The sequence below is a fragment of the Streptomyces sp. NPDC044063 genome, assembly GCF_056434285.1.
On the sequence record NZ_JBWKFM010000020.1, the window covers coordinates 62,502 to 87,299 of the forward strand.

A 24,798-nucleotide genomic window follows, 5' to 3' on the forward strand; every position below is an offset into this window, starting at 1 on the left:
GGGAGGCACGGAACGGGGGCGGGGTTCGCCGCTACGGGGTGGGGCCCGGGGCGGGCGGCGGCCGGTCATGCCGCGTGCTCCGCCACGACGGCCGACCGGCGGCCCAGCGTCCCCCGGCCGGCGAACGCCAGACAGGCGCCCACCGCGGCCGCACAGGCCGCGACCGCGAACACCCCCCGCGGCCCGAGCGGATCCATCAGCAGCCCGCCCGCCTGCTGCCCCACGGCGTCGCCCACCACCGTCGCCAGCGAAGCCCAGGTGAACGCCTCCGTCAGCAGCCGGCCGTCCGCCACCCTGCTGACCAGCGTCATCTCACTGGCCGCCACCAGGGCGATGGGCACGCTGCCCACCGCCAGCGCCACCCCCAGCGTCAGCTCGGACGTGGCCGCCACCGGCAGCGCCGTGCCCAGGGCATAGGCCGCCACCAGCCGCGGGAACCGCCGGTGCACCGCGACCTCGGACTGCGCGCGCCCCAGCCACAGCGCCCCCACCGCGCTGCCCACACCCCAGCAGGCGTACACCACGCCCGTGCCGCCCGGCGAGCCGTGCTCGTCGACGAACGCCGGAATGGCCAGCGTCATCAGCCCGATGGGCACCGCGCACACGGCCATGACGCCGGTGAGCGCCAGCATCGCCGGTTCCCTGAGCGGCCCCAGCGGATGGCGCGGGCCCCCGGCCGCCTCCGCGTCCCGCGCCCCGGCCCCGCCGGGGAGCCGGGCCAGGACCAGACCCAGCCCGAACGCGCCCACGCCGCCCGTCACCGCCACGGTCGTCAGCGCCGATCCGGCCGAGCCCGGGACCATCAGCGCCGCCAGCATCAGCGGCGCCCCGATCACCAGGACCTCGGTGAGCAGCGCCTCCCACAGATAGGCGATCTCCCGCTCGTCGTCCGAGAGCGGCAGCCGCGCCCACAACGAACGCATGCAGGCGTTGGCGGGCGGCAGCGCCACCCCGGCGACGACCGCCGTGACCGGCTGGCCCCAGCCGCCCGGCCGGGTGGCCCACACCAGCAGGGCGAGCGCCGCCGGATAGACCAGACCGGTGGCGACCAGCACCGGGCGCCGCCCCCTGCGGTCGACGTACCGGGCGACGAGCGGGCTGCCCGCGGCCATGCCCGCGGTGTAGAGGGCGGCGACCATCCCCGCCTGGGCGTAGCTGCCGCCCTGCTCCCGCACCACCAGCACCACGGCCAGCGACATCAGGTACACGGGCAGCCGGGAGACCACGCTCCACCAGGCCGCGCCCGTCACATGATGGCGGGTCAGCAGGTCGAGGAAGCGGCGGGGCAGCCCGTTCGTCACGCGGCCACCTCGATGGTGAACGCGTCGAGGACCTCGCGCATACGGTTCTCCACCTCGCCGATCGACGTACCGGTCACATGGACGTACCCGGACGCGTTGTGCGAGGCACGGCGTGCCGCCACCGCGTCGCCGACGCCCACCTTGAGAACGGCGTCGACGACCCCGGGGATGCGCAACAGCTCCTCCCTGGGGGTGACGGCCCGCACGACGCCCGAGCCGGGCAGGGGCAGCAGCAGGTCGCCGGCGCAGCGCCGCTCGCCGTAGCGCAGGGCGGGGCGGCGGCCCAGGTAGACGTCGAGGGTGGCGCCGAAGACGTCGAAGCCGTAGGCGTGCCCGTGGTTGGCGGTGATCTCGCAGCCCGCCAGCCGGACCCCGATCTCGCCCGCGTGGACCTCGCCGTCGATCAGGAAGAACTCCATGTGGACGTAGCCGTGGTCGAGGCCCATGCCGGTGGCGATGCGCTGGAGCAGGGCCCTGAGGTCCACCGGCGGGGCCTCCGCCGTGGCGACGCTGATGTTGGCGTTCATGGCGCCGTCGACGATGTCCAGCGGGCGGCACGGCATCGCGCTGGGCCAGGCGTCCAGCACCCGCCCGTCGTGGATCAGCCCGCACACCTCCCACTCGGTGCCGCCGAGGTGCTCCTCCACCATCCACTCCCGGTCGCCGAAGCCGATCCCCGCCGGGCAGGAGGGGCCGGTCAGCCGGAAGGTGTCCACACAGGCGAAGGAGTCCACGGGCTTGAGCACCACGGGCCAGCCGTGCGCCGCCGCGAACCGTTCGACGCCGGCCGCGTCCGCCACCCGCGCGTACCGCGCGGTGCGCAGCCCCAGCTCCCGGAACCGGTCCTTCATGGCGGCCTTGTCGCGCACCCACCTCACCTGCCGCCCCGTCAGGTGCGGCAGCCCTGCGAGCTCCGCGAACCGCTGGGCGACGGCCTGCCGCGGCTCCGACGGATTGCAGAAGCGACCGGGCGGGGTGGGCAGCGTGTCCGCGGCCCACCGCTCGTAGCGCCGCGCCTCCTCCTCCAGCGGGACGCCCTCGCGCACCCAGAACGCGGGCAGGTGCGCGGTCTCGCGCAGATAGTCGTCCGGCAGGTCGCGCCGCACCTCAGCGAAGCGCAGCAGCACCAGCCGCCCGGGCAGCGCCCGGACCGCGTACCGGCCGAAGGAACAGGGCCGGTCGTCCACGAGCAGCAGCACCGGCGCGGCACCGCTCGTCCCGTCCGCGCCCGTCTCCTCCCCGCTCACACGGCCTCCAGGGTCTGGCGCAGGGCCTTGACGGCCAGGATCTGCTCCTGCTCGGACAGTTCCGGCGACAGCGGCACGCACAGGGTGCGGTCCAGCAGATCGCGGGTGCGGGCGAACCCGTCGCGGCTGATCGCCAGTGGCCCGTCGGGCGCCAGGCTCCACGGGAAGCCGTCGGCGTAGAGCGACCGCCGGCCGGCGACCACCGGATGCTCCGGCAGGAAGTACTTGCCGAGCGTCCAGTTGGCGATGCCGCGCGCGGTGAGCGCGGCGACGGCCGCGTCGCGCAGCTCCCGGCTCTCCCAGCGGAAGCGCAGGCTGATCTTCATATCGCCCGGGGGTCGGGGCAGGACCCGCAGGTCCGTACGGGCCGGCAGGTCGTCCATCGCGAGGGCGTGCTGCCGCTCCAGGCCCGCGATCAGCTCGTCGAGGTGACGGAACTGCTGGAACTGGATGGCCGCCACGCCCTCGCTGGTGACGAAGTTCTCCCCGTAATGGGCGTCCGGGTTCCAGGTGGGGTAGCGGCCGGGCACCCGCGCGGACCCGTGGTCGTGGTAGCGGCGCATGGTGGCCCACGCGTCCGGGTCGCCGGTGACCACCAGGCCGCCCTCGCCGGAGGTGAGCACCTTGTTGTGGTGGAAGCTGTACGTCCCGGCGTACCCGGCGGTGCCGGCGTACCGGCCGTCCGGGAAGCGCGCGCCGAGGGCCTGGGCGCAGTCCTCGACGACGTACGGCACGCCCTCCGGCAGCCGGGCCACCGTCCCCTCCATATGGGCGACGATCACCCGTTCGGCGCCGGGCGGCAGCAGGGCGGGGTCGAGGGAGAGCGATGCGTCGACGTCGACGAGGACCGGGACCAGCCCGCTGGCGAGCACCGCCCCCGCCACCGCCACGAAGGTGACCGCCGGGATGTGGACGACGTCGCCGGTGCGCGGCCGGGTGGAGATCAGCGCCAGCCGGAGGGCCTCGGTGCCGTTGTGCACGGCCAGGACGTGCCCGGCGCCGAGCCGTTCGGCGACGCGCCGCTCCAGCCGGGAGGCGATGCTCTCGCCCTCGGTCTGGTAGCGGAACAGCACGCCGTCCTCGATCGCCGCGCGCAGCTCGTGCATGTCCGACCAGTCGAGGTAGTTGGCCCCGTAGGGCAGGAACCGCTGTCCGAGGCGCTTGTCGAGACTCATGGGGCGTCGGCCTCCGTGATCGGGTACGCGGCGGGGTCGACGACCATCTCCTGACCGCGGAAGTTGCGCAGCCGCAGGCCGTCGGCGGTGAGGGTGAAGTACGGCCGGGCGACGGGGATCTTGCCGATCCTCGTGGTGAGGACGTACTGCGGCACCCCGAACCCGGTGATGTGGCCCTGCAGGCCCTCCATGATCTCCCAGCCCTTCTCCACGGAGGTCATGAAGTGCGAGACACCGGTGACGTTGTCGCAGTGGTACAGGTAGTAGGGCCGGACGCGGATGCGCAGCAGCTCCGTCATGAGCGTGCGCATCGTGGCGACGTCGTCGTTGACCCCGCGCAGCAGCACGGTCTGGTTCCCGACCGGGATGCCGTGCCGCAGCAGCCGGTCCACGGCGGCCGCGGACTCGGCCGTGATCTCCTTGGGGTGGTTGAAGTGGGTGTTCAGCCACACCGGGTGGTAGCGCTCCAGCATCGCGCACAGGCCGTCGGTGACGCGCTGCGGCAGCAGCACGGGGAACCGGCTGCCGATGCGGATGATCTCCACGCTGGGGATCGCCCGCAGCCCGGAGACGAGCTCCTCCAGCTTGCCGTCCTGGTACGAGAGCGGGTCGCCGCCGGTGAGCAGCACGTCCCGGATCTCCGGGTGGTCGGCGATGTAGCGCAGGTCCTCCTCGAACGACCCGCCCTCGTCGTCACGGAAATAGGTGCCGGTCACGTCGGTGGTGTGGAACTTGCGGGTGCAGTGCCGGCAGTAGACCGGGCACGCCTCGGTGACCAGCAGGATCACCCGGTCCGGATACTTGTGCACCACCCGGTTGGTCCGCCGGTAGAACATGTCCCCGACCGGGTCGACGTCGGAACCGGGGAACTCCGTCAGCTCGGCCGGCGCCGGCACGGCCTGCAACCGGATGGGGCACGAGGGGTCGTCGGGGTCCATCAGGGAGGCGTAGTAGGGCGTGACGCTCCACCGGTACTTGCCGGCGGAACCGGCGACGGCCTTCTCCTCGTCGGGGGTGAGACGGATCCACTGCCGGGCCTTCTCGGTGGTGTTGACGCGCTTGCGCATGTGCCAGCGCCAGTCGTCCCACTGCTCGGCGGGGATGCGTGGCCGGAAGCCGGCCGGGTCTGCGGTCGCGTCGTGTTCGCCGGGTGTGCCGGACATGGCGGCTCCAGGGTCGACAGGCGAGCGGTGCTTCGGAGGGGCGGGCGGAGCGAGAGGGGCGGTCAGGGAGGGGCGAGGGAGAGCTGCCGCACGCTGCGGGCGACGCGCTGCGCCCCGCGCAGGTCGTCGGCGGCCGGGTCCAGCACCCCCCACGGCCCGCCGTCCGGGGGCGCCCACAGCGCCGGATCGCCGGGGTCGCCGGCCACGGGCACCGGCACCACGCGGGCCACACGCTCGGCCAGGTCCGCCTGCGCCGCTCCCAGCGGCGGCAGGAACACCAGGGGCGCGCGCCGCGCCTGGGCGAGCGCCAGCGCCCCCAGCGTCGGCGAGGCCAGCAGGACCTCGCATCCGGCGTGCAGCCCGTCGACGTCGACCTCGGCGGCGCGGCTCAGCGGCACCCGACCGGAACCGGACGGCCCGTCGAGCGCCGCGCCGGCGACGTCCAGCGCGGTGTCGCAGACCACCCGGCACCGCCCGGTGCGCTCCACCGCGGCGCGTACGAGCTCCCGCAGCGGCCCGCCGCACACCGCCCGCGCCTCGTCGTCCGGAACGCCCCACAGGGACAGCAGCACCAGGGTGCCCGACCGGGAGCGGCTCCTGGCCGTACGGGCCGGGGCGAGCACCCCGGTCGGCCGCCGGCCGGGCCCGGGCAGCCAGCCGGGCCGGTGCGCCCTGCGCAGCGTCGCCCGCCCCGCCGGGGCCGGCGCGCCCGGGGTGCCGTCCGTGGGGCCGTCGGGGCCGTCGGCGACGTGGTGGCCCGAGGACAGGTGCACCACGGGGACGCCGAGGGCAGTGAGCCGGTCGGTCGCCGCCTCGTCGTCGCACACCAGGGCCGCGTCCGGCGGCGCGTCGGGGGACGCCTCGGTGGTCGTGGCGAGTTCGCCGAGGTGCGCGGCGACACGGCGGAGGGCGAGGACGGAGTCCAGCTCCTCGTCCCGGGACACGAGCAGCACGCGCAGACGGAGGGCGGGCACGCCGCCCGGGGTCAGTACCGCCACGGCGGCACCGAACCGAGCCGGGCGACGTCGTCGCTGTATCCCGCGGCGGTCGTGGAGCAGCCCGCGCACAGCTCGGGGCCGTGCTCGCGGAAGAAGCCGGCGTGCGCCCGGAAGACGGGCGTGTCGAGCAGCAGGGTGCCACCCTCGCGCAGCGGCGCGCCGCCGGCCGGGCCGTCGTCGCCGTCCCGGTGCGGCAGGCAGCTGCACGCGTACATCCGCCCGAACCGTCCGTCGATGTAGATGACGTCGTCCACGACATGGCACAGCGGCCGGGAGGCGCGCGGGGTGAGGGACTCCGCGAAGTAGCGTTCCTGTTCGGGCGGCGTGTCGCCGTAGAACCGCTTGCCGAGGGGGACGAGGAGGTCCTGCGGGTCGGCGTCGTAGATCGGGTCGCACACCCGGCGCACGTGGTCGGGGTCGGGATAGGTGATGGTGCGGTCCAGCTTCAGCGCGGACAGCTCCCACTGGCGCACGCCCGCCTCGGTGAGGACCTTCTGCAGCTGGGGCATCTCGGTGTAGTTGTGCGGTCCGACGACCGTGTTGACCCTCGGCAGGACACCGAGCGCGGCGGCGGCGCGCAGCCCGTCGATCCCGTTGCCGAACATGCCGGGGGAGCGGCGGTAGACGTCGTGGGTCGCGGCGGAGCCGCCGTCGATGCTGACGATCACTTGGGCCAGGCCGGCGCCGGCGAGACGTTCCGCCATCCTCGGCAGCCGCATGCCGTTCGTGATGAGGGACATGCGCATGCCCGCCGCCGTGCCCGCGCGCACCAGCTCCACGACGTCCTGGTGCATCAGCGGCTCGCCGCCGGTGAAGCGCACGTAACGAACCCCGGCCGCACGGGCCTTGGGCAGCAGGTCGGCGAAGTCGTCGGTGCCGAAGCGGTACGTGTCGCGGGAGAGCGCGAACTCGCACATGAAGCAGTCGGCGTTGCAGGCTTCCAGGATCCGGATGAACAGATAGCGGTCACGCTGACGCTCGGGCATCGAATGCGGGGCCTTTCGGACCGTGCGCGGGAAGGGAGGGGAGAGACGGGAGGGGCGGGGCATGCCTGGGGCCGGCGCGGGGCGCGAGGGGCCGGCGCCGGTCGGACGCCTTGGGGCCGCCGTCGCGGCCGTCGGCCGATCGGCGGGGATCAGGCGGGCGGCGCGGCGGCCGGGCGTGCCGCGGCCAGTACGGCGTCGGCCACCTGGGCCGCGCCGCCGGTGCCGACGGCCGTGGTGAGGGCGCCCCAGTCGGCGACCTCGCCGGCCTGGCGCAGGGCGTCCAGGACGGCGCGGCGGAGGGCGGCGGTCGTGGGGGTGCCGCCCGCGGGGGCGTCGCCCTCCCGCGCCGCCGCCTTGCCGATGGCGCCGTAGACCAGTTCGAGGGCGTGGTCCTCGCCCTTCGCGCGCAGGGTGACCGCCTCGTCCTCGGAGAAGACGGACTCGGGCCACACCACGCGGACGTCGGCGCCGACGGCCTTGCAGTGCGCGCGGCCGTTGAAGATCTGGCTGAGGTTCTGCGGGGGCAGGCAGACGGCCGGCACCCCGGCGTGGCCGGCCTCCAGCAGGGTGGTGAGGCCGGGCGAGGTGAGGAGGACGTCGCAGGAGGCCAGCTCGGCGAGGAACGCGCCGTGGGGGAGCGGCCCGGCGGTCACGCGCAGCGGGGGCCGCTCGACGAGCCCCGCGAGGAGCCCGACGGGGACGTTGCCCGCCAGGTGGGCCTCGCGCACCCCGTGGGCGGCGAGGGCCTCCAGGGCGGCGGGGACGACCAGGCGCGGGTAGGCCGTCCAGTCGGCGAGGCGCGGGGCCCGGAGCCCGCCGAGGTTGATCAGGGCCTTGCGCCAGGGCAGGGCGGCCTCCGGCCGCGGGCGGGCCGCGGACGGCGTGCCGATGACGGCCTCGACCCAGCGCAGCGACGCGATGGAGGCGAGGACGTCGCGTGACTCGGGGGGCAGTTCGACGCACCGCTGGGCGCAGTAGACCGTCACGTCCAGCGGCAGGGCGGCGCGGTCCCCCTCGGTCCACAGGAAGGGCAGGCTGTCCACGAAGACGGTCGGTACGCCGGCCGACTCCAGCGCCTTGGCGACCGGGCCGTCCAGGACGACCACCGCCGCCCGTACCCCCTGCGACCGGACGATCTCCTCGACGGTGGCGTGCCGGCCCTCGGCGGAGTCGGGCAGGTCGTACCAGGCGTCGATGGAGTGCTCGGCGAGCAGGGGCCGCCCGATGCCCGAGGCGAGGCCGACGAACCGCAGCGGGACGGGGGACCGCTCGCGCAGCGCGGCCAGCACGGCGCTCAGCTTCCCCGAGCTGCCCCAGCCGAACTCGGCGCCCGACAGGGCGACGGTGACGGGCTCCTGCCCGCCGTCCGGCGCCGGCGGTCGCGCGTCGGTGGTCGGTCGGAGGTTCGGCGGTGGCACATCGGGAACCGGGCGCATCGTCTTCTCCGCGGCCTTCCTATGGACGGGCGTGAAGGTTGCCGGAGCCAGCCTTCACGGAATCCCACCGGCGGCACAAGGCCGTATCGGTGGATTCCAGTCGGCCGAGGAGGAATAAGGTGACGGCAGATAAGTACGTTAAATCCACTTTTAGTGGTCAGTGAGGCAATGACAAGTCGAACGGTGGGGCAAGCGGTGCGGGTGGGCTACATGTGACAGGGGAAGGCCCGCCGCTGCCCGGCGCGCGCCGGGGGGCGCGTACGGCCGCCCAGGCCAACCGTATGGCCTTAATGAGCCGGAGGCGGGCGCGATGTGGCTACGCTTCCCGCATGGGCTACCTCGAGGCCACCACCCTCGCCCACACCCTGGCCGACGGGCGCGAGCTGTTCCACGACGTGTCGTTCCGCGTGCCGGGCGGCGAGACCGTCGCCCTGATCGGCGACAACGGCGCCGGCAAGACCACCCTCCTGCGCATGCTCGCCGGAGAGCTCCCGGCCGGGCGGGGCGCGATCCGCGCCCAGGGGGCCGTCGCCGTCATGCCCCAGTTCATCGGCGGCGTCCGCGACGGCCGCACCGTACGCGACCTGCTGCTGTCCGTCGCGCCCCCGCCGCTGCGCGCCGCCGCCTCCGCCGTCGACGCGGCCGAGCTCGTCCTGATGGAGGACGACGACGAACCCGCCCAGCTGCGGTACGCCGAGACGCTCACCGCCTGGGGCGAGGCGGGCGGCTACGAGTACGAGGTGCTCTGGGACACCGTCACCGTCGCGGCCCTGGGCCTGCCCTTCACCACCGCCCAGTACCGCGACGTCTCCACCCTCTCCGGGGGCGAGCAGAAGCGCCTGGTCCTCGAAGCCCTGCTGCGGGGCCCCGCCGAGCTCCTCCTGCTCGACGAGCCCGACAACTACCTGGACGTCCCCGGCAAACGCTGGCTGGAGGAACAGCTCCGGAACACCCGCAAGGGCGTCCTGCTCATCACCCACGACCGCGAGGTCCTCAGCAGTACGGCCACCCAGGTGGTCACCCTTGAGGGTGGTTCCGCGTGGACCCACGGCGGCGGCTTCGCGACCTGGCACGCCGCCCGCGAGGCGCGCTGGGAACGAATCGCGGAACTGCGTCGGCGCTGGAGCGAGAAGCACGAACAGCTCAAGGAGCTCGTCCGCACCCTCCGGCAGCAGGCCTCCATCAGCGACGAGATGGCCTCCCGCTACCACGCGGCCCAGACGCGGCTGCGGAAGTACGAGGAGGCCGGCCCACCACCCGCCCCGCCCCGCGCCCAGCGCGTCGCCCCGGCCCTGCTCGGCGGCCGGACCGGCCTGCGGGCCGTCACCTGCCGTGAGCTCGAACTGACCGGCCTCATGCGCCCCTTCGACCTGGAGGTCTTCTTCGGCGACCGCGTCTGCGTCCTGGGCTCCAACGGCTCCGGCAAGAGCCACTTCCTGCGCCTGCTCGACGAGACGGGCGGCGGGGCGGACGGCGGGGCGGACGGCGGGGCCCCGCCGTCGGTCGCCCACACCGGCGAGTGCCGCCTGGGCGCACGCGTACGGCCCGGCCTCTTCGCCCAGACACACCGGCACCCGGAATGGGCGGGCCGCACCCCCGTCGACATCCTCGGCCGGGGCGACGGCGACCGGCCGGGAGTGGGCCTGCAGGACGCCATGTCCGCCCTCAGCCGCTACGGCCTCGCCGCCGCCGGCCGACAGCCGTTCGAGACGCTCTCCGGAGGCCAGCAGGCCCGCTTCCAGATCCTCCTGCTGGAGCTCTCCGGGGCCACCCTGCTGCTCCTGGACGAGCCGACCGACAACCTCGACCTGATGTCGGCCGAGGCCCTGGAAGAGGCCCTGGCGGCCTTCACCGGCACGGTCGTCGCCGTCACCCACGACCGCTGGTTCGCCCGGGCCTTCGACCGCTACCTCGTCTTCCGCGAGGACGGCCGGGTCGTGGAGACCACCCAACCCGTCTGGGACGAGGGCCGCGTCGTGCGCGCCCGGGGCAAGGGGGCGGCCGAGCCGTCCGGTGCGGAAGGCGGCACCCTCAGCCCTCGGCGCGGAGTGTGACGGGTTGGCGATCGTTGCAGTCGCCGAGGAACTCGTACCAGCGCCGGCGCAGACAGACGTAGCGGGTGTCGGCCTCGACGAGGGCGAGGAAGGACGTCACCGTCTCCGCCAGACGCCGCTGGAGCGCCGGGTCGGCCAGCAGCCCGTCCTCGGTGAAGCCGTCGGGGGACCGGGCGAGGCTGAACATGTCGGGGTAGACGCGGGTGCCCAGGTGTTCGAGCGGAATCCTGAGGGACCACAGACCGCGGTTGCCGCCCACGAGGGAGGGCGAGGCGGACATCAGCAGGGCCTGCTTGTCCTTGAACGGCTGGGGCCGGAAGCGGGAGACCCAGTCGATGGCGTTCTTCAGCAGCCCGGGCACCGACGCGTTGTACTCCGGCGACGAGATCACCAGCGCGTCGCACGCCGCGATCCGGTCGTGCAGCCGCCGCGCCCCCTCGGGCAGCCCCCGCGCCTCCTCGGCGTCGCCGTCGTACAACGGCATGTCGAACTCGCGCATCGTGGCGTGATCGACGCTCGCCCCGCCCTCCTCCAGCAACCGGGCCACCAGCCCGGCGAGCCGCGCGTTGGTCGACCCGGCCCGCAGGGCGGCACCGAAGACCAGCACGCGCAAGGGAACCGGCCGGTCGTCGGCAGCCATGCCGTCCCGTCCTTCCGCTAGACGCACGCACGAGGGCGGGCGTCGGCGCGCCCTCCCTGCCTCCAGTGTCGTCCGCCCAGGACGTATGGGCGAGACGACGTGCTCCGTCCGGGCCGGGGCGGTGGGCGTACGCCAGGATGGCGTCGTGAACGATATTGCGATACGCCTCGCCCGTCCCGAGGACCTGCGCGCGGTCGCCGCGTTGCGCTGGCGGTGGGTGCGGGAAGTCCACGGGACGGCGGGCGTGGCAGCGCTGGACGCGTTCGTGCCCCGGTTCGTGGCGTGGGCGCGGGCTCATGAGCCGTCGCACCGGTGCGTGGTGATGGCCCGTGGCGATGACGTGATCGGCATGGCCTGGCTGGCGGTCACTCAGCGGGTACCGCACCCACGCGCCTTCGAACGGGCGTCGGGCGATGTGCAATGCGTGTACGTGGTGCCGGAGGAGCGGGAGCGGGGCCTGGGCGGTGAGCTGATCGAGGCGGTTCTCGAACAGGCCCGTGGTCTCGGGCTGGAGCGGGTCACCGTGCACTCCAGCGAGCGGGCCGTCACGGCATACGCCCGGCACGGGTTCGTGGTCTCCTCACGCTTGCTCCAGGCCGACGTCATGCCCGTCCGGGGTCCGGCGTCGGGAGGTGCAGGGTGAGGGTCGACGTCGTGCCGTCGTCGCCCGACTCCACCTCCAGGCCGGTGGAGCGCAGGGCGCTCGCCGTGCCGGTGTCGCCGCTGGCGGTGCGGGTCCACAGGGTGCGCAGGCCCTGGGCGTCCGCGGTCCGTACGATCTCGCGCGCCAGGACGTCGCCCAGGCCCCGGTCCCACCACGCCGGGGCGATCAGCAGCACCACCTCGGTGCCCGGCGCGTCCCCGACCAGCCCCGCCCATCCCACGGCCCGCCCGCCCGCGGCCACCGCCAGGACGCCGCGCCCGTGCCAGCCCGGCGGCAGCGGTTCCCCCGGCATCCAGGAGCGGGTCGTCCTCCCGCACAGCACCCGCAGTGTGCCGACGGCCCGGCGGTCCCGCCGGCGGGCGGGGCGGGTGCGACGGAGCGTCACGTGCCGCCCGTCCGACAGCCGTACGCGCCGGCGCAGGACCGCCCGGACCGCGAGCACGGCACCGGCCGCCAGGCGGCCCCGGCGGCGGAAGGGGAGGGTGCCGCCGTTGGCCGGGCGGGCCCACACCAGGCGCCGGGCGCGCCGGGGCAGGTCACGGCAGTGGGAGTGCCAGGCGATGTCGGCACCGTCGAGGAGACTGAGCAGCGCGCGGTGCAGCCGGTCGGGCCGGCCCGCCACCCGGGTCGCGCGCCGGGCCGTCGCGAGGCGTCGCACAGCGCACCCTCCCGCCAGCGGAACTCTCATGACGTGCACCGATGAGTGCACAGATGCTAGCGCCGCGCGCGGCCCCTGGTCGTGCACCGCCCGTACCGCCACCTTCCGCCCGGCCGTCCCGTATCAGGGTGAACTCCGGGTGAATGTCCGGTGAATTGTGCCGCGCGCCCGGCCTTCGGGCCGCTCACGACCATCACCCGCACGGAGTACGCCGGCGGGCCGTGCGGCGGCGTGGCGGGTTGGCTGGGAGCCACACCCCAGGGAGGAGCCGTCGCATGGGCATCTTCGACCGGTTCAAGGGCCGCCGGACGGACGACCGGGCTGAACAACGGGCCAAGGACCGGGCCAAGGAACGCGCCGAGGAGGAGGGCTACCCGGAGGACGACCCCGACCGGCGGGCCAACGGCAAGGACGCCGTGAAGATGGACGAGAACGAGTGGCAGGTGGAGGAGCGGCTCCGCATCGAGGGCGACCACAACAGGTGACCCGTACGGGGGACACCCCCGCCGACCGGGCCCCCGCCGCGCGGCTCCGCCCACCACACTGACCCCCGTGCCCCGACTCCTCCCCGCGCGCCTCGTGCCGTTCGTCGCCGCCCTCGTCATGGCTCTCGTCATGGACCTCGGACACCTCGTGACGTCCGCTGCCGCCGCCGTGCGCGAACCCGTCCTGGACCGGGACTTCGCCGACCCCGACATCGTGAAGGTGGGGCGCACGTACCACGCGTACGCGACCAACACCGGCGGGAAGAGGATCCAGCACGCCACGTCCGCCGACCTGGTCCACTGGACGGTCGCCGGCCCCGACGCGCTGCCCGCCCCGGGGCGGTGGGCCGTCGACGACCCCGGCAGGGTGTGGGCTCCGGAGGTGTTCGACAACGGCCACGGCTTCACCATGCTGTACACCGCGCGGGACCGGGCGGGCGACAGGCAGTGCGTCGGCGCCGCGCTGTCCCCGTCCCCCGACGGCCCGTTCCGGCCGTCCGGTGACGCTCCTCTCGTCTGTCCGATCGCGGACGGCGGGGCCATCGACGCCGCGAGCTACACCGAGAAGGGCCACCGCTACATCCTCTGGAAGAACGACGGCAACTGCTGCGAGCGGGACACCTGGCTCCACCTCCAGCCCGTCACCCGCGACGGCACCCGCACGACCGGCGAGGCCGTCCGGCTGCTGAAGCAGGACCGGCCCTGGGAGGGCAAGGTCGTCGAGGCGCCCACCCTCGTCAAGCGCGGCGGCCGCTACGTGCTGTTCTACTCGGGCAACTCCTACGACGGGCGGCACTACGCCACGGGCTACGCGACGGCGGACAGCCTCACCGGCCCGTACACCAAGGCCGGGGGCCCGCTGATGACGACCGAATCCTTGGGCGACGCCGTCGTGGGGCCTGGCGGGCAGGACGTGGTGACCGGCCCGGACGGCCGCGACCGCATCGTCTTCCACGGCTGGCGGAACGGCCACGGGTACCGGGCCATGTACGCGGCCGGACTCCGGTTCACCGACGGCCGCCCCGTCGTGGAGGGATGACGCCGGAGAGCGGTCAGCCCCACCGCTGTCGCGTGGTGCGCTCGCAGGGCAGGGTCCGCAGCCCGGCGCCGCCGTCGTCCAGGCAGAGCCCCGACGCCCGGCTCTTCACCTCGACCGAATCGTCGGGCAGGTCGGTCACGGACCACGCCTGGGCCGTGGAGGGCCCGGCGGAGCAGGGCACGGCGCGCAGCCCCGCGCCGTCGTCGGTCAGGCAGGCGCCCGTGGCGTGGTTGCGCAGTTGCCGGGTGCCGTCCGGGAACGGGCGCACCGTCCACCGCTGGTAGGCCATCCCGTTGCAGTCGAATGTCCGGAGTTTTTTGTCAAGGCTGTCGTCGAGGCACAGGCCCGTCACCCGGCTGACGAAGGGACGGACGTCGTCGGGTGCGGCGGCGCCCGTCGCCTCCCCCTGGCCGTGAGGCCGGAGCTGGGCCGCCGTCCGTGGGCCGGAACCGGCGCCGGGGGCCGGCGGCGGGGCGGGTGAGGCGAGCCAGACGCCGAGCAGCGCGCCGCCGAGCGCTCCCGCGGCGGCGAACGCCCACCGCCCGCCGAGACGGGTGCGGGCCGCGCCCCACCAGCGACGAGCGCGAGGGCCCCGCCCATCGCTGTCGCCGTCGTCGCCGGGGGCGGGTTCCGTACCCGTGCCGGCGGCCGGGGAAGGGGCGACCGCCGGCGCCTCGGAGGTCACTGCGTCAGTGGTGTCCGCCGCTCCGGACGGGCTCCGTTCGGCGGCCTGCCACAGCGCCCAGTACTCGGCCGGGTCGGCGCGCAGCGCCCGGCACAGGGCACGGACGGTGGGCCACGGCGGCACCGTCTGCCCGCAGAAGTACCGCGACAGCGACGAGTCGCTGATTGACAACTCGCTCTGGAGGTCGCGCAGCGTTCGGCCGGAGTTCTGCTGCAACTCGCGTAACGCGCTGCCCAGCCGTTGCGCCGGGGTGCCTCCGGGTTCGCCGCCTCCGGCCATGCCGACCCCTTCCCGTCTTTGCCTCCACTTTGCCGCACCCGCGTCCTCGTCCACGCGCGGACGACCGTCCCGGAAGCTGTCCCGAAGAGCCCGTCCCGGTCCCGGGACGGATGTGTCCCAGCAGGTCAGAGCCCTGGGGATCCCGTCCTCGCGGAATCGGGCGGGACATTCTTGCGACGGGTGAGCGCGCCGCCGCAGACTCCTTCCACCGGCTCCGCGGACCCGGCGGCGGCAGCGACCGACCGCCGTCGTACGCACCGTCAGGGCTGCACGAAGGCGGGCGCGGACACAGCGCTCGCGGCCCTCCTCGACGGAGCCGCGTCACCCTCCACACACGACACGGGAGATCACCATGCCCACGACCATGCCCACGACCATGTCCACCGCCGTGCCCACCGCCGGCCCCAACCGCTGGAAAATGGCGGCGCTGACCGCCCTCCTGTGCGCGGGCTCCGTGGCACTGGCCACCCCCGCCACGTCGGCCACGCCCGTCACCTCCACCACCTCCACCACCTCCACCACCTCCGTCACCTCTGCCGGCCCGGTCCGCAGCGCGCCTGCCGCGGCACCCGCCATCACCCGGGCCCAGGTGCTGGAGCGCGCGAAGACCTGGCTGACCGCCAACAACGGCCGTCCCGTCCCGTACGGCCAGAACCTGTACTGGAAGGACGGCTACCGGCAGGACTGCTCCGGCTACGTCTCCATGACCCTCCGCCTGCCGGCACCCGGCCCCAACACCGTCTCGCTCAAGAAGAGCGCCTACACCCGACAGATCGCCATGAAGGACCTCGCCCCGGGTGACCTCGTCATCAAGGCGAACAGCGACAGCGCCGACTTCCGCCACGTCGTCATCTTCGACGGCTGGGCCAACAGCGCCCACACCGCCTACAAGTCCTACGAGCAGGCGGGCAAGGTCGGCACGCGCTGGCAGCAGCACTCCTACGGGGTGAGCGGGCGCGACGGGTACCACGCGTACCGCCCGGTCAACATCACCGGCTGATCCGGCTGATCCGGCCGATCCGGTCGTACGCCTTCAGGGCTGTTGGTGCGCGGTGTCAGCGCCACGCCGCGAGCCCCGCGCACCAGCAGCCCCTCCACCCTCACCCCCACCCCCACCCCTCTCCACCGCACCGTCCCCCGGAGCCACCATGCCCGTCCCACGGTCCCGTACCCGGGCCCTGACCGCCCTCCTGACCACCGGCGCCACCGCCGCCGTCCTCGTCGTCGTGACGGCGGCGGCCTGGTGGGGCTGGGTCCGATGGCCGCCCCACAGCGGCACCGGGCGCCCGCCCGGCCCCGCCACGAGCGCCGCCTCCCCCTCGGCCGGCCCCATGACGCGGCTGCTGCACGACGCGGAACAACTGCTGCTGCGCTCCTGCATGCGGCGCGCCGGCTTCGACTACCACCCGGTTCCCGTCCGGCCGGCCACCGCCGACCAGGCGTTCCCCTACGTCCTGGACGACCCGGCCCGGGCGGGCGAGCACGGGTACGGCGGCGAGGAGCGGCCGGACCACCCGGGCGACGCGGCGGCCGCCCGGGACCCCAATCGCGCGTACTTCACCTCGCTGCCCGCGCCCCGCCGCGCCCAGGCCCTCGTCGCCGCCAACGGGCCCGGCCCCGGCGGCGTACGGGCCACCCTGCCCACCGGCGGCACCGTCCAGCGCAGCGACCGCGGCTGTGTCTCGGACGCCCAGCGGGAGCTGTACGGCGACCTGAGGGCGTGGTTCCAGGCCTCGGCCACGGTCCGTGCCCTGGACACCGTGCGCCGGAACCACGTCCTGACCGACCCCCACTACACCCGCGACCTCGCCGCATGGGCGCGGTGCATGCGGCGCGCCGGCCACCCGTACACCGACCCGGGACGGACCCGCGCCGCCGCGCTCTCCACCATCAACCCCATGCCGCGGGACCGGCGGACGGCCCTCGCCGTGGCGGAGGCGCGCTGCGCGCGGCGGACCGGGTTCGGCACGACCGCCCGACGGCTCGACGACCACTACGCGGCGGAACTGGGCCGCCGGTACCGCCACGACATCGACCTGCGGACCCGCCTGCGGGAGCGGGCCGTACCGAAGGCTCGCGCGGTGGTGGAGGCCCTCGGAAAGGGCTGACGACATCCCCACCGCGGCGACACCGAGAAGAAAACACGACACAGGAGAAGGAGAACGATGATGCGAAAGATCCGTACGAGCGGTAAGCGGGTCCGGGCGCGGGCCCTGCTGGCCGGACTGGCGGCCGTCACCACGGCCACGTTCGTCCCGGCGGGTGGCCCGGGCACCGCTCAGGCGGCGGCCCCGTCCGCCCCGTCCGCCCCGGCCGCCGCCCACTCCCGGGCCGCGGCGGCCCCCGACGGCTACCTCAACGCCTGGGAGCACGCCCACGCCGGAGGCGCCCACTGCCGCTGGAACAAGGAGAACGCCAACTGGTCCGGCTGCCGCAACAAGATCTCCGACGTGTGGAACAACGGCTTTCCCGGGCGGCGCGAGGACGTCCGGCTCTTCTATGGGCTGGCGATGACCGGCTCCTGGGTCTGCCTCCAGCAGGGCGAGTCGATCCCGGACCTCGGCGCCGCCGGCACCACCTTCACCGCCCCCGGGAAGGGAAGCGGTCAGCTCGTGAACGACAACGTCTCCTCGCACGACTGGGTCGACGCCTGCTGAGACGGCTCCGGGAGGGGTGACGGTGGTCCGGCGGCCGACGAGCCGCCGGACCACCGGCCGGCATGTGGCCGTCCCCCATCCCCGCCGCCGGTTCTGTGTGGCCGCGCCCCGTCGTTCCCCGCCCGGCAGGCTCCTAGGGTGCCGCCATGAGCGACCCCACACCACCTCCGGCCGCCCGCGACCTCACCGGCCGCACCGCCCTCGTCACCGGCGCCGCCGGAGGCATCGGCGCCGCCTGCGTCCTGCGGCTCGGCGCGGCCGGGGCCCGCGTGCGCGCGCTGGACCGGGACGGCACCGGGCTCGCCGAACTCGCCCGTACGGCACGGGAGGCGGGCCTGGAGGTCGAGACCCTGCCGCTCGACCTGAGCGACCTGGACGCGGCGGAGGACGCGGCGGGTGGTGCCGACATCCTGGTCAACAACGCCGGCCTCCAGGTCGTACGCCCCATAGAGGACTTCCCGCCCGACGCCTTCCACCGGATCGTCACCGTCATGCTGGAGGCCCCGTTCCGCCTGCTGCGCGGCGCGCTGCCGCACATGTACGCGCGGGGCTGGGGCCGGATCGTGAACATCACCTCCGTCCACGGCCTGCGGGCCTCGCCCTACAAGTCCGCCTACGTCGCCGCGAAGCACGGCCTGGAGGGGCTGTCGAAGACGGCGGCGCTGGAAGGCGCCCGACACGGCGTCACGTCCAACTGTGTGAGCCCCGGCTACGTCCGCACCCCGCTGGTCGAACGCCAGCTGGCCGACCAGGCGGAGGCCCACGGCCTGCCGCGCGAACGCGTCCTGAGCGACGTCCTGCTGGCCGGGCAGGCGCTCAAGCGCCTCGTCGAACCCGAGGAGGTGGCGGAGGCCGTGGCCTATCTGTGCGGGCCGCACACCTCATTCATCACCGGGACGACACTGACGATGGACGGCGGATGGACCGCCCGTTGAGGCGGACGGGTGACGATGCCGTCATGCCCGACGAGCGCAACAGCACCGACCGAACGCGCGACCACACCCACGGCCATAGCGCCTCCGCCGCCTATCTGGAACTCCTCGCGCACGGCGCTCCCGCCGACGCCTACGAACGCCCCGTACTGCGCGCCCGCGCCGACGGGGCGCCGCCCGACCGGCTCGCCGCTGTCGAGCACGCCCGGCTCCTCGCGCTGCGCGTACGGGCCGAACTGGAGGACCGCAGACGGCGCGAGGCCGAACTGTCGGCCCTCTTCGCCACCGCCCACGACCTGGCGGGGCTGCGGGACATCGACGAGGTGCTCCAGGCCATCGTCCGGCGCGCCCGCGCCCTGCTGGGCACCGACGCCGCGTACCTCACCCTGAACGACGCGGCGGCCGGGGACACCTCGATGCGCGTCACCGACGGGTCGGTGTCCGCCCGCTTCCAGGCGTTACGCCTTGGCATGGGCGAGGGGCTCGGCGGGCTGGTCGCCCAGACGGCACGCCCGTACGCCACCGACGACTACCTGGAGGACCCCCGCTTCCGGCACACCACGGCCATCGACTCCGGCGTACGGGACGAAGGGCTCGTCGCCATCCTCGGGGTGCCGCTGCGGCTGGGCAGCCGCGTCATCGGCGTGCTCTTCGCCGCCGACCGCCGCTCCCGCGTCTTCGACCGGCAGCAGATCGCCCTGCTGTCGTCCTTCGCCGCCCACGCGGCCGTCGCCATCGACACGGCCAACCTGCTCGCGGAGACCCGCTCGGCGCTGGCCGAGCTGGAGGCCGCCAACGCGATCGTCCGCGAACGCAGCGCCGCCGTCGAGCGCGCCGCCGACATCCACGACCGGCTCACCGAGCTCGTCCTGCGGGGCGGCGGGGTCCCCGACGTCCTGGCGACGGTCGCCGAAGTGCTGGGAGGGGAGGCCGAGTTCCTCGCTCCCGGGTCCGGTCCGCTCGCCGCCGTCGAGCGTTCCCGTACCGAGGGCCGGGCGGTCCGGCACGGTGACGACTGGGTCGCCGCCGTCTCGGCCGGTGACGAACCGCTCGGCGCGATCCGGCTGGCCGGGCGCCCCGAGCTCGATTCCGCGGACCGGCGGACGCTCGAACGCGCCGCCATGGTCACCTCGCTGCTGCGCCTGGCCCGGCGTTCGGCGAGCGAGGCCGAGCAGCGCGTACGGGGCGAGCTCCTGGACGACCTGCTCGACGCGCCGGGCCGGGAGCCCCGCCTCCTGCGCCGGCGCGCCGCCCGTCTGCGCGCCGACCTCGACGCACCCCACGTCGTCCTCGCCGCCCGCGTCGCCGACGAGTCCGCCGAGGCCCCCGCCGACCGGCAGCGGCTGTGGGCCGCCGCCGCCCACCTGGCCGCCACCGGGCACGGCCTGGCGGTGGCCCGCGACGGCGGGGCCGTACTGCTCCTGCCGCACGGCCCCGAGGACAGCGCCACCGCCACGGCGGGCGCCGCCGCCCGCCGCCTGGGGGAGGCCGTCCACGCCCCTGTCACCGTCGGGGCCTCCACACCCGTCCCCGCCCCGGCCGCCCGCCCCGGCGACGTCGCCGCCGCCTACGCCGAGGCCCGCCGCTGCCTGGAGGTGCTGCACGCGCTCGGCCGGGGCGGCGAGGGCGCCGCGGCCGACGACTTCGGCTTCCTGGGGCTGCTGCTCACCGGCACGGGCGGGGGCGGCGAGCAGGCCGGCCGGTTCGTCAGCCGGACGATCGGACCGGTCGTCGCCTACGACGCGCGGCGCGGCACCGCCCTCGTCCGTACGCTCGACGCCTACTTCCGCTGCGGCATGAGCCCGGCCCGCACCAAGGACGCCCTGCACGTCCACGTCAACACGGTCGCGCAGCGGCTCGACCGGGTCGGCCGGCTCCTCGGCGCGGACTGGCAGTCGCCGGCCCGCGCCCTGGAGATCCAGCTGGCGCTGCGCCTCCACGGCCTGTCACCGGCGCTGGGCGACGGATGAAACGATCTCGTTATCCGGACTGTCGGCCAGTTCCCGGTGCCGGGTCTCCCGGGCGCAGCCCACCGCGACGAGGGTGAGGGCGGCCGCGGCGATCACGTACAGGGCGACCGGGGTGCCGCTGTCGTAGTCGGCGAGCAGCGCGGTGGCGATGAGGGGTGCCGGGGCGCCGGCGGCCACGGACGAGAACTGGGCTCCGATGGACGCGCCCGAGTACCGCACCCGGGTGGCGAACAGCTCGGAGAAGAAGGCGGCCTGGGGCGCGTACATGGCGCCGTGGAAGACCAGACCGACCGTGACGGCGACGACCAGGGCCCCGAACGACGCGGTGTCCGCGAGGGCGAAGAAGGGGAACGCCCAGGCCCCGACGCCGGCCGCGCCCAGCAGGTACACGGGCCGCCGCCCGACGCGGTCCGACAGGGCGCCCCAGGCGGGGATGACGGCGAAGTGCGCGGCGGAGCCGATCAGCACGGCGTTGAGGGCGGTCTGCTTGGCCAGGTGGGTGTGCTCGGTCGCGTAGACGAGGACGAAGGCGGTGATGACGTAGTAGCTGATGTTCTCGGCCATGCGGGCGCCCATGGCCACCAGGACGTCCCGCCACTGGTCGCGCAGCACGGTGACGACCGGCATCCGCTCGCGGGCACCGCCGTCCCGCCGGCCGGCTTCTGCCCGGGCCCGCGCGGCCTGGAAGACGGGGGACTCGTCGACGGAGAGCCGGATCCACAGGCCGACGACGACCAGCGCGCCGGACAGCAGGAACGGGATCCGCCAGCCCCACGCCGTGAACTCCGCGTCGGACAGCAGGGTGGTCAGCGCGGACAGCACGCCGGTCGCCAGCAACTGCCCGGCCGGCGCCCCGGTCTGCGGCCACGAGGCCCAGAACCCCCGCCGCCGCGCGTCCCCGTGCTCGGACACCAGCAGCACGGCCCCGCCCCACTCACCCCCCAGGGCGAAGCCCTGCACGAGCCGCAGCCCGGTGAGCAGGACGGGCGCGAGGGACCCGACGGAGGCGTGCGTGGGCAACACCCCGATGGCGCAGGTCGCGCCGCCCATCATGAGCAGACTCACCACCAGCAGCCGCTTCCGCCCCAGCCGATCCCCGAAATGCCCGAAGACCAACGCCCCCAACGGCCGCGCGGCGAACCCGACGGCGTACGTCAGGAACGACAACAACGTCCCGACGAGCGGATCGGACCCGGGAAAGAAGAGCTTGTTGAACACGAGCGCGGCCGCGGAACCGTAGAGAAAGAAGTCGTACCACTCGATGGTGGTGCCGATGAGGCTGGCGACGACGATTCTGGGGAGCGAGTTGGGAGTTGGTGGGTGTGTGGCGGGGGTGGTCATGATCACCGCTTCCGGGTGGGGGAGTAGTGCGTCATTGCGTCGCCACACGGTAGGAAGCAGCAGGTCAGAGACCTATGTGGTGGGGCTACACAGTTCGGGGTCAGGGTATGCGCGGAGGGCCCATGAGAGGGAGATGTAAAGCCAGCTGGGGCCCCCGACTCGATTGAGGAAATCGACGCAGAGAGTTGTCGCAATTGGCAGTATTTGACACCCGGATGCTGACTACCGTGCTGACTTGGTGCTGACTACGGAGCGTTGAACTAGGGCATTCGGCACGCGTCACCCCGCTGCTGAGCGGGTGAAGATGTTCTTCCGCGGATGTGATTGCCCGAGGTGTGGAGGCGGCGCCAGCGGATCGCCCAGCTCGGATCTTCAGTGCAAGACGTCCCGCTCTGCCTGTCGCGTCAGGAAGAGGTAGTCGGACGTAGGTGAACGCTCTGGGCCATCCACATTGTGGGTCCGCGTTTCCTCCACGACGAAGACCGCTCAAGGTCGGCCCGGCGTTCACCGTGATCGGACCAGTGGGCGTCAGGCCCCCTCAGTCGCATCGCCGGGGGACGCTCCCTCCTTCACCTGCTGCGGCGTCCTTCCTGTCGCACGGTGAGTCCGGGCAGCTTGGCGAGGTCCCCGAGTGCTTCGTCCACGTCCTACCGGGCCCGCTCCGGCATGCGCTGGTGATCGATGACCAGCGTCGGTCCCGGGGCGCGGAAGCCGCCCCAGTTGACCGCCGGATTGACCGCACTTCTCGGCAAGCGTGCGAGCCGGACGCGCGAAATCCCCTCACACGGCTCATGAGAGGGCTCCTGGGTGCGCCAGGCCTCGGTCAGTCCATCACGGTGAAGGAAGGCTTCGAGAAGGTGCCAGCCGTGCTCTCGGGTGAGGCCACGGGGGAGGGCACGGGTGAGGCTGCGATCAGACGACGGAGTTCGGCCTCGGGTTCGTACCGGGACTCTGTGTTCCCGCACCGGTTTCCGGCGTCCTGTTCGTTCCGGGTCGTCACCACCATGGTCACCCTGGGTTAAGAGGCTCCGGTGGAGGGGCACCGTGTCGGGTCGCCCAATTCGTTCCGCAGACACGCCCGAACGGCCAGGGTGTATCGGTTTGCGACGAAATGCATGGATCCTGTTGCTTAGAGTGACGCTTTCGGTTCAGGTGGGTCTGTGGAGGAGTGCGTCGGTGGCAGGTTTCGATCTGGCCGTGGGGATCAGCGGACAAGCGCTGACCACGGCGATGGGCGGGGTGTACGCCAAGCCCGAAGCCCGCAAGAAGCTGTTTTCCGGCCAGGAGCAGCTGAAGTCCGGTACTCCCACCGGTGTGGCGGAGTGGGACATCCAGAAGGCCCCGGAATTCAAGCTCGGCCCGCCGTCGGCGGAGCACTGGTCCAAGTCCGTCGGCCCCGACGGCAAGCGCCCGCAGGGCGCGCCGCCGGCCGACATGTTCGAGCTGCTGCTGCCGCAGGCGATGGGGAAGTGGACCCCCACCGATGGAACCCCGAAGCAGGGGACCGGCCCGATCAGCGCCTACTGCCGGGGTGTGGTGAACGGCAAGAAGGTGACGATCGACGTCCTGGCCGTCCGCTTCGACGAGTCGGTGATCAAGCCCTTCGACCAGGTGATCCTGAAGAAGATCATCATCCCTCGGATGTTCACGATGGGGCGCCAGCTGCTCGGTGGCATCTCGATTCCGGGTGAACTGTTCGGTACCAAAGTGGACCTGACGCCGCAGACGGTCCATACCGATGGAAGTCACTTGGTGCTCACCGCCACGCTTCCCGGCACTCCGAACGGCAGCGCGACCTGGCCGGCGCAGAAGGCGTTCTTCACGCTCCTCAGTCATCGCCTGCTGGAGACCGTGCTCCAGCAGGCCGCGGCCAAGCAGCAGGGCAGGGACCTGGGCTCCGTGTCGAAGGACTTCCTGGGGTGCAAGGGCGAGGTGAAGGCGAAGCTCAAGGAGATCCGCGGGTTCAAGGTGGATGCCAATGACATGACACAGAGCTCCTGTCAGCCGGTCGTCGACTTCTCCGCCGTGCTCCGGGCGCCCGGCACCGGCTCTGACGGAAAGGGCTGCCCTATCGCGTCGGCCGGCAGCTGGTCCTGACCCCCGCGCCGCCCGTCACCGCTGCACCCACCCCGCGCCCGTACGAATCATGGAGGACACGCATGGACGGCGACCTTGTGGTCGGTGTCGACGAATCAACACTCACCCAGACCGTGGCCAATCTCTACGGCAGGCCCGCTCTCCGGCCCGTCTTCGGCGGACGGCAGCAGGTCGGCTGGGAGGGCAAGAACCTCGACGTGTCATGGGAGGTGAAAGAGCCTCCGGTGGTGCGGCTCACCGCCCCCACCGACTACGAGTGGGGGCAGGCGATTCCGCGCCCCGACCAGAAGACACGGCCGACGAGCAGCGCCCTCTGGGTGAACTTCCCCAAGTTCTGGGCCAAGCGCCACGACACCGACAAAGAAGCGACCACGGAGGTGCGGAGCATCTGCACCGTCGAGCTGAGGAACAACACGGTTCTGCTGCGGCCGGTGGCCTGCGTGGTCGACCTCAGCCAGGTCTCCCCGATCGACAAGGTGCTCTACCGCAAGATCATCGTGCCGAAGATCCTCGACACCGCCGACAGGGTGCTCGGTCAGAACGGATTGCAGCTGCCCCGGCTGAACATCGGCGGGATCGGCTTCGGCGACGTCGCCATCTCGGTCGGTGACAGCCGGCTGGCCCTCGCGGCGAACCTGTCCGGGCGGGGCACCCCTGCCGCCCCCGGCACCTCCGCGCTCTCCGACCGCCCCTTCACGGTGCTGCTCAGCGGACGCACCGTCGAGGAGGGCGCAAAGGCGACGGTGCGTTCGATCAGGGGGCAGTGGCAGAAGACCAGCGGAAAATACGGAGCGGCGAGCTGGTCGGCCGGGGTCAAGCTGAACGATGCCAGTGCCCAGGCGGAGTCCGACCCCAGCCAGCTGCGACTCCGGCTGTGGTTCGACGCCGAGGCGAGCGGGAGCATCGACCTCGGCGATGCCATCAAGGGCATCTGGGACACGATCAAGAAGAAGTACTAGAAAGCCGACCCCGCACCATCGTTCGGAGATGC

General features: G+C 73.5%; 22 protein-coding genes. 11 read left to right on the forward strand and 11 right to left on the reverse strand.

Annotation, left to right across the window (positions count from 1 at the left end; translation table 11 throughout):
- Positions 1 to 65 precede the first annotated feature (65 nt).
- The 7 genes from AC07BS_RS23485 to AC07BS_RS23515 form a co-directional block, all read right to left on the reverse strand.
- On the reverse strand, positions 66 to 1,301 hold the full coding sequence (locus AC07BS_RS23485) for an MFS transporter (protein WP_478934233.1): 1,236 nt from the start codon (positions 1,299 to 1,301) through the stop codon (positions 66 to 68).
- Positions 1,298 to 2,548, reverse strand: coding sequence for an ATP-grasp domain-containing protein (locus tag AC07BS_RS23490; protein ID WP_478934235.1), 1,251 nt, complete (start codon positions 2,546 to 2,548; stop codon positions 1,298 to 1,300). The genes AC07BS_RS23485 and AC07BS_RS23490 overlap by 4 nt, the downstream gene beginning before the upstream one ends.
- Positions 2,545 to 3,723 (reverse strand): DegT/DnrJ/EryC1/StrS family aminotransferase, encoded by a 1,179-nt coding sequence (locus AC07BS_RS23495; protein ID WP_478643657.1) that lies wholly within the window; start codon positions 3,721 to 3,723, stop codon positions 2,545 to 2,547. Before AC07BS_RS23495 ends, AC07BS_RS23490 begins: the two co-directional genes overlap by 4 nt.
- Positions 3,720 to 4,886 carry an arginine 2,3-aminomutase gene (gene blsG, locus AC07BS_RS23500; RefSeq protein WP_478643655.1) on the reverse strand — a complete coding sequence of 389 codons (1,167 nt, stop codon included), beginning with the start codon at positions 4,884 to 4,886 and terminating at the stop codon, positions 3,720 to 3,722. The genes AC07BS_RS23495 and blsG overlap by 4 nt, the downstream gene beginning before the upstream one ends.
- A gap of 62 nt (positions 4,887 to 4,948) precedes the next feature.
- On the reverse strand, positions 4,949 to 5,884 hold the full coding sequence (blsF, locus tag AC07BS_RS23505; protein WP_478934237.1) for a CGA synthase-related protein: 936 nt from the start codon (positions 5,882 to 5,884) through the stop codon (positions 4,949 to 4,951).
- On the reverse strand, positions 5,872 to 6,870 hold the full coding sequence (gene blsE / locus AC07BS_RS23510) for a cytosylglucuronate decarboxylase (protein WP_478934239.1): 999 nt from the start codon (positions 6,868 to 6,870) through the stop codon (positions 5,872 to 5,874). Before blsE ends, blsF begins: the two co-directional genes overlap by 13 nt.
- A gap of 149 nt (positions 6,871 to 7,019) precedes the next feature.
- Positions 7,020 to 8,306 (reverse strand): hydroxymethylcytosylglucuronate/cytosylglucuronate synthase, encoded by a 1,287-nt coding sequence (locus tag AC07BS_RS23515; protein ID WP_478934241.1) that lies wholly within the window; start codon positions 8,304 to 8,306, stop codon positions 7,020 to 7,022.
- A 329-nt stretch (positions 8,307 to 8,635) separates the two neighbouring features.
- Here AC07BS_RS23515 and AC07BS_RS23520 point away from each other — a divergent pair, with 329 nt between their 5' ends.
- Positions 8,636 to 10,360, forward strand: coding sequence for an ATP-binding cassette domain-containing protein (locus AC07BS_RS23520; protein WP_478934243.1), 1,725 nt, complete (start codon positions 8,636 to 8,638; stop codon positions 10,358 to 10,360).
- Here the strand turns inward: AC07BS_RS23520 and AC07BS_RS23525 are convergent.
- The gene (locus tag AC07BS_RS23525; protein WP_478934245.1) at positions 10,338 to 11,000 is read right to left on the reverse strand and encodes an NADPH-dependent FMN reductase; all 663 of its coding nucleotides are present in this window, start codon (positions 10,998 to 11,000) and stop codon (positions 10,338 to 10,340) included. The genes AC07BS_RS23520 and AC07BS_RS23525 overlap by 23 nt on opposite strands.
- A gap of 145 nt (positions 11,001 to 11,145) precedes the next feature.
- Here AC07BS_RS23525 and AC07BS_RS23530 point away from each other — a divergent pair, with 145 nt between their 5' ends.
- The gene (locus tag AC07BS_RS23530; RefSeq protein WP_478934247.1) at positions 11,146 to 11,643 is read left to right on the forward strand and encodes an N-acetyltransferase family protein; all 498 of its coding nucleotides are present in this window, start codon (positions 11,146 to 11,148) and stop codon (positions 11,641 to 11,643) included.
- Here the strand turns inward: AC07BS_RS23530 and AC07BS_RS23535 are convergent.
- Positions 11,603 to 12,322 (reverse strand): GNAT family N-acetyltransferase, encoded by a 720-nt coding sequence (locus AC07BS_RS23535; RefSeq protein ID WP_478934249.1) that lies wholly within the window; start codon positions 12,320 to 12,322, stop codon positions 11,603 to 11,605. The two genes, AC07BS_RS23530 and AC07BS_RS23535, sit on opposite strands and share 41 nt — an antisense overlap.
- Positions 12,323 to 12,597: 275 nt before the next feature.
- Here AC07BS_RS23535 and AC07BS_RS23540 point away from each other — a divergent pair, with 275 nt between their 5' ends.
- Both AC07BS_RS23540 and AC07BS_RS23545 read left to right on the forward strand, forming a co-directional pair.
- On the forward strand, positions 12,598 to 12,807 hold the full coding sequence (locus AC07BS_RS23540) for a hypothetical protein (protein WP_478643641.1): 210 nt from the start codon (positions 12,598 to 12,600) through the stop codon (positions 12,805 to 12,807).
- A 67-nt stretch (positions 12,808 to 12,874) separates the two neighbouring features.
- On the forward strand, positions 12,875 to 13,846 hold the full coding sequence (locus tag AC07BS_RS23545) for a glycoside hydrolase family 43 protein (RefSeq protein WP_478934252.1): 972 nt from the start codon (positions 12,875 to 12,877) through the stop codon (positions 13,844 to 13,846).
- A 13-nt stretch (positions 13,847 to 13,859) separates the two neighbouring features.
- Here the strand turns inward: AC07BS_RS23545 and AC07BS_RS23550 are convergent, their stop codons facing one another.
- Positions 13,860 to 14,810, reverse strand: coding sequence for an RICIN domain-containing protein (locus AC07BS_RS23550; protein WP_478934254.1), 951 nt, complete (start codon positions 14,808 to 14,810; stop codon positions 13,860 to 13,862).
- 352 nt (positions 14,811 to 15,162) lie between these two features.
- Between AC07BS_RS23550 and AC07BS_RS23555 the strand changes: the two genes are divergently transcribed.
- From AC07BS_RS23555 to AC07BS_RS23575, 5 genes are all read left to right on the forward strand, one after another.
- Positions 15,163 to 15,810: an NlpC/P60 family protein gene (locus tag AC07BS_RS23555; protein WP_478934256.1), complete on the forward strand. Its 648-nt coding sequence runs from the start codon at positions 15,163 to 15,165 to the stop codon at positions 15,808 to 15,810.
- Between the two features lie 148 nt (positions 15,811 to 15,958).
- Complete coding sequence (locus AC07BS_RS23560) at positions 15,959 to 16,918, forward strand: hypothetical protein (RefSeq protein ID WP_478934258.1); 960 nt, start codon at positions 15,959 to 15,961, stop codon at positions 16,916 to 16,918.
- Between the two features lie 57 nt (positions 16,919 to 16,975).
- Positions 16,976 to 17,467: a peptidase inhibitor family I36 protein gene (locus tag AC07BS_RS23565; RefSeq protein WP_478934260.1), complete on the forward strand. Its 492-nt coding sequence runs from the start codon at positions 16,976 to 16,978 to the stop codon at positions 17,465 to 17,467.
- A gap of 146 nt (positions 17,468 to 17,613) precedes the next feature.
- Positions 17,614 to 18,402: a 3-hydroxybutyrate dehydrogenase gene (locus tag AC07BS_RS23570; RefSeq protein ID WP_478934262.1), complete on the forward strand. Its 789-nt coding sequence runs from the start codon at positions 17,614 to 17,616 to the stop codon at positions 18,400 to 18,402.
- Between the two features lie 23 nt (positions 18,403 to 18,425).
- Positions 18,426 to 20,369: a helix-turn-helix domain-containing protein gene (locus AC07BS_RS23575; RefSeq protein ID WP_478934264.1), complete on the forward strand. Its 1,944-nt coding sequence runs from the start codon at positions 18,426 to 18,428 to the stop codon at positions 20,367 to 20,369.
- Here AC07BS_RS23575 and AC07BS_RS23580 read toward each other — a convergent pair.
- The gene (locus tag AC07BS_RS23580) at positions 20,346 to 21,710 is read right to left on the reverse strand and encodes an MFS transporter (protein WP_478934266.1); all 1,365 of its coding nucleotides are present in this window, start codon (positions 21,708 to 21,710) and stop codon (positions 20,346 to 20,348) included. The two genes, AC07BS_RS23575 and AC07BS_RS23580, sit on opposite strands and share 24 nt — an antisense overlap.
- A 1,134-nt stretch (positions 21,711 to 22,844) precedes the next feature.
- On the opposite strand from AC07BS_RS23580, the gene AC07BS_RS23585 reads away from it, so the two are divergent.
- Together AC07BS_RS23585 and AC07BS_RS23590 are read left to right on the forward strand one after the other, a co-directional pair.
- The gene (locus tag AC07BS_RS23585; protein WP_478934268.1) at positions 22,845 to 23,807 is read left to right on the forward strand and encodes a hypothetical protein; all 963 of its coding nucleotides are present in this window, start codon (positions 22,845 to 22,847) and stop codon (positions 23,805 to 23,807) included.
- Between the two features lie 62 nt (positions 23,808 to 23,869).
- Complete coding sequence (locus AC07BS_RS23590; RefSeq protein ID WP_478934270.1) at positions 23,870 to 24,766, forward strand: hypothetical protein; 897 nt, start codon at positions 23,870 to 23,872, stop codon at positions 24,764 to 24,766.
- Positions 24,767 to 24,798: the final 32 nt, after the last annotated feature.

Excerpts from the sequence above, each read along its gene's own strand:
- AC07BS_RS23580 (WP_478934266.1), bottom strand. The coding sequence starts at position 21,710 with ATGACCACCCCCGCCACACACCCACCAACTCCCAACTCGCTCCCCAGA.
- blsE (WP_478934239.1), bottom strand. The coding sequence starts at position 6,870 with ATGCCCGAGCGTCAGCGTGACCGCTATCTGTTCATCCGGATCCTGGAA.
- AC07BS_RS23520 (WP_478934243.1), top strand. The coding sequence starts at position 8,636 with ATGGGCTACCTCGAGGCCACCACCCTCGCCCACACCCTGGCCGACGGG.
- AC07BS_RS23570 (WP_478934262.1), top strand. The coding sequence starts at position 17,614 with ATGAGCGACCCCACACCACCTCCGGCCGCCCGCGACCTCACCGGCCGC.
- AC07BS_RS23575 (WP_478934264.1), top strand. The coding sequence starts at position 18,426 with ATGCCCGACGAGCGCAACAGCACCGACCGAACGCGCGACCACACCCAC.
- AC07BS_RS23555 (WP_478934256.1), top strand. The coding sequence starts at position 15,163 with ATGCCCACGACCATGCCCACGACCATGTCCACCGCCGTGCCCACCGCC.
- AC07BS_RS23525 (WP_478934245.1), bottom strand. The coding sequence starts at position 11,000 with ATGGCTGCCGACGACCGGCCGGTTCCCTTGCGCGTGCTGGTCTTCGGT.
- AC07BS_RS23550 (WP_478934254.1), bottom strand. The coding sequence starts at position 14,810 with ATGGCCGGAGGCGGCGAACCCGGAGGCACCCCGGCGCAACGGCTGGGC.
- AC07BS_RS23560 (WP_478934258.1), top strand. The coding sequence starts at position 15,959 with ATGCCCGTCCCACGGTCCCGTACCCGGGCCCTGACCGCCCTCCTGACC.
- AC07BS_RS23565 (WP_478934260.1), top strand. The coding sequence starts at position 16,976 with ATGATGCGAAAGATCCGTACGAGCGGTAAGCGGGTCCGGGCGCGGGCC.
- blsG (WP_478643655.1), bottom strand. The coding sequence starts at position 4,886 with ATGTCCGGCACACCCGGCGAACACGACGCGACCGCAGACCCGGCCGGC.
- AC07BS_RS23495 (WP_478643657.1), bottom strand. The coding sequence starts at position 3,723 with ATGAGTCTCGACAAGCGCCTCGGACAGCGGTTCCTGCCCTACGGGGCC.
- AC07BS_RS23590 (WP_478934270.1), top strand. The coding sequence starts at position 23,870 with ATGGACGGCGACCTTGTGGTCGGTGTCGACGAATCAACACTCACCCAG.
- AC07BS_RS23540 (WP_478643641.1), top strand. The coding sequence starts at position 12,598 with ATGGGCATCTTCGACCGGTTCAAGGGCCGCCGGACGGACGACCGGGCT.
- AC07BS_RS23515 (WP_478934241.1), bottom strand. The coding sequence starts at position 8,306 with ATGCGCCCGGTTCCCGATGTGCCACCGCCGAACCTCCGACCGACCACC.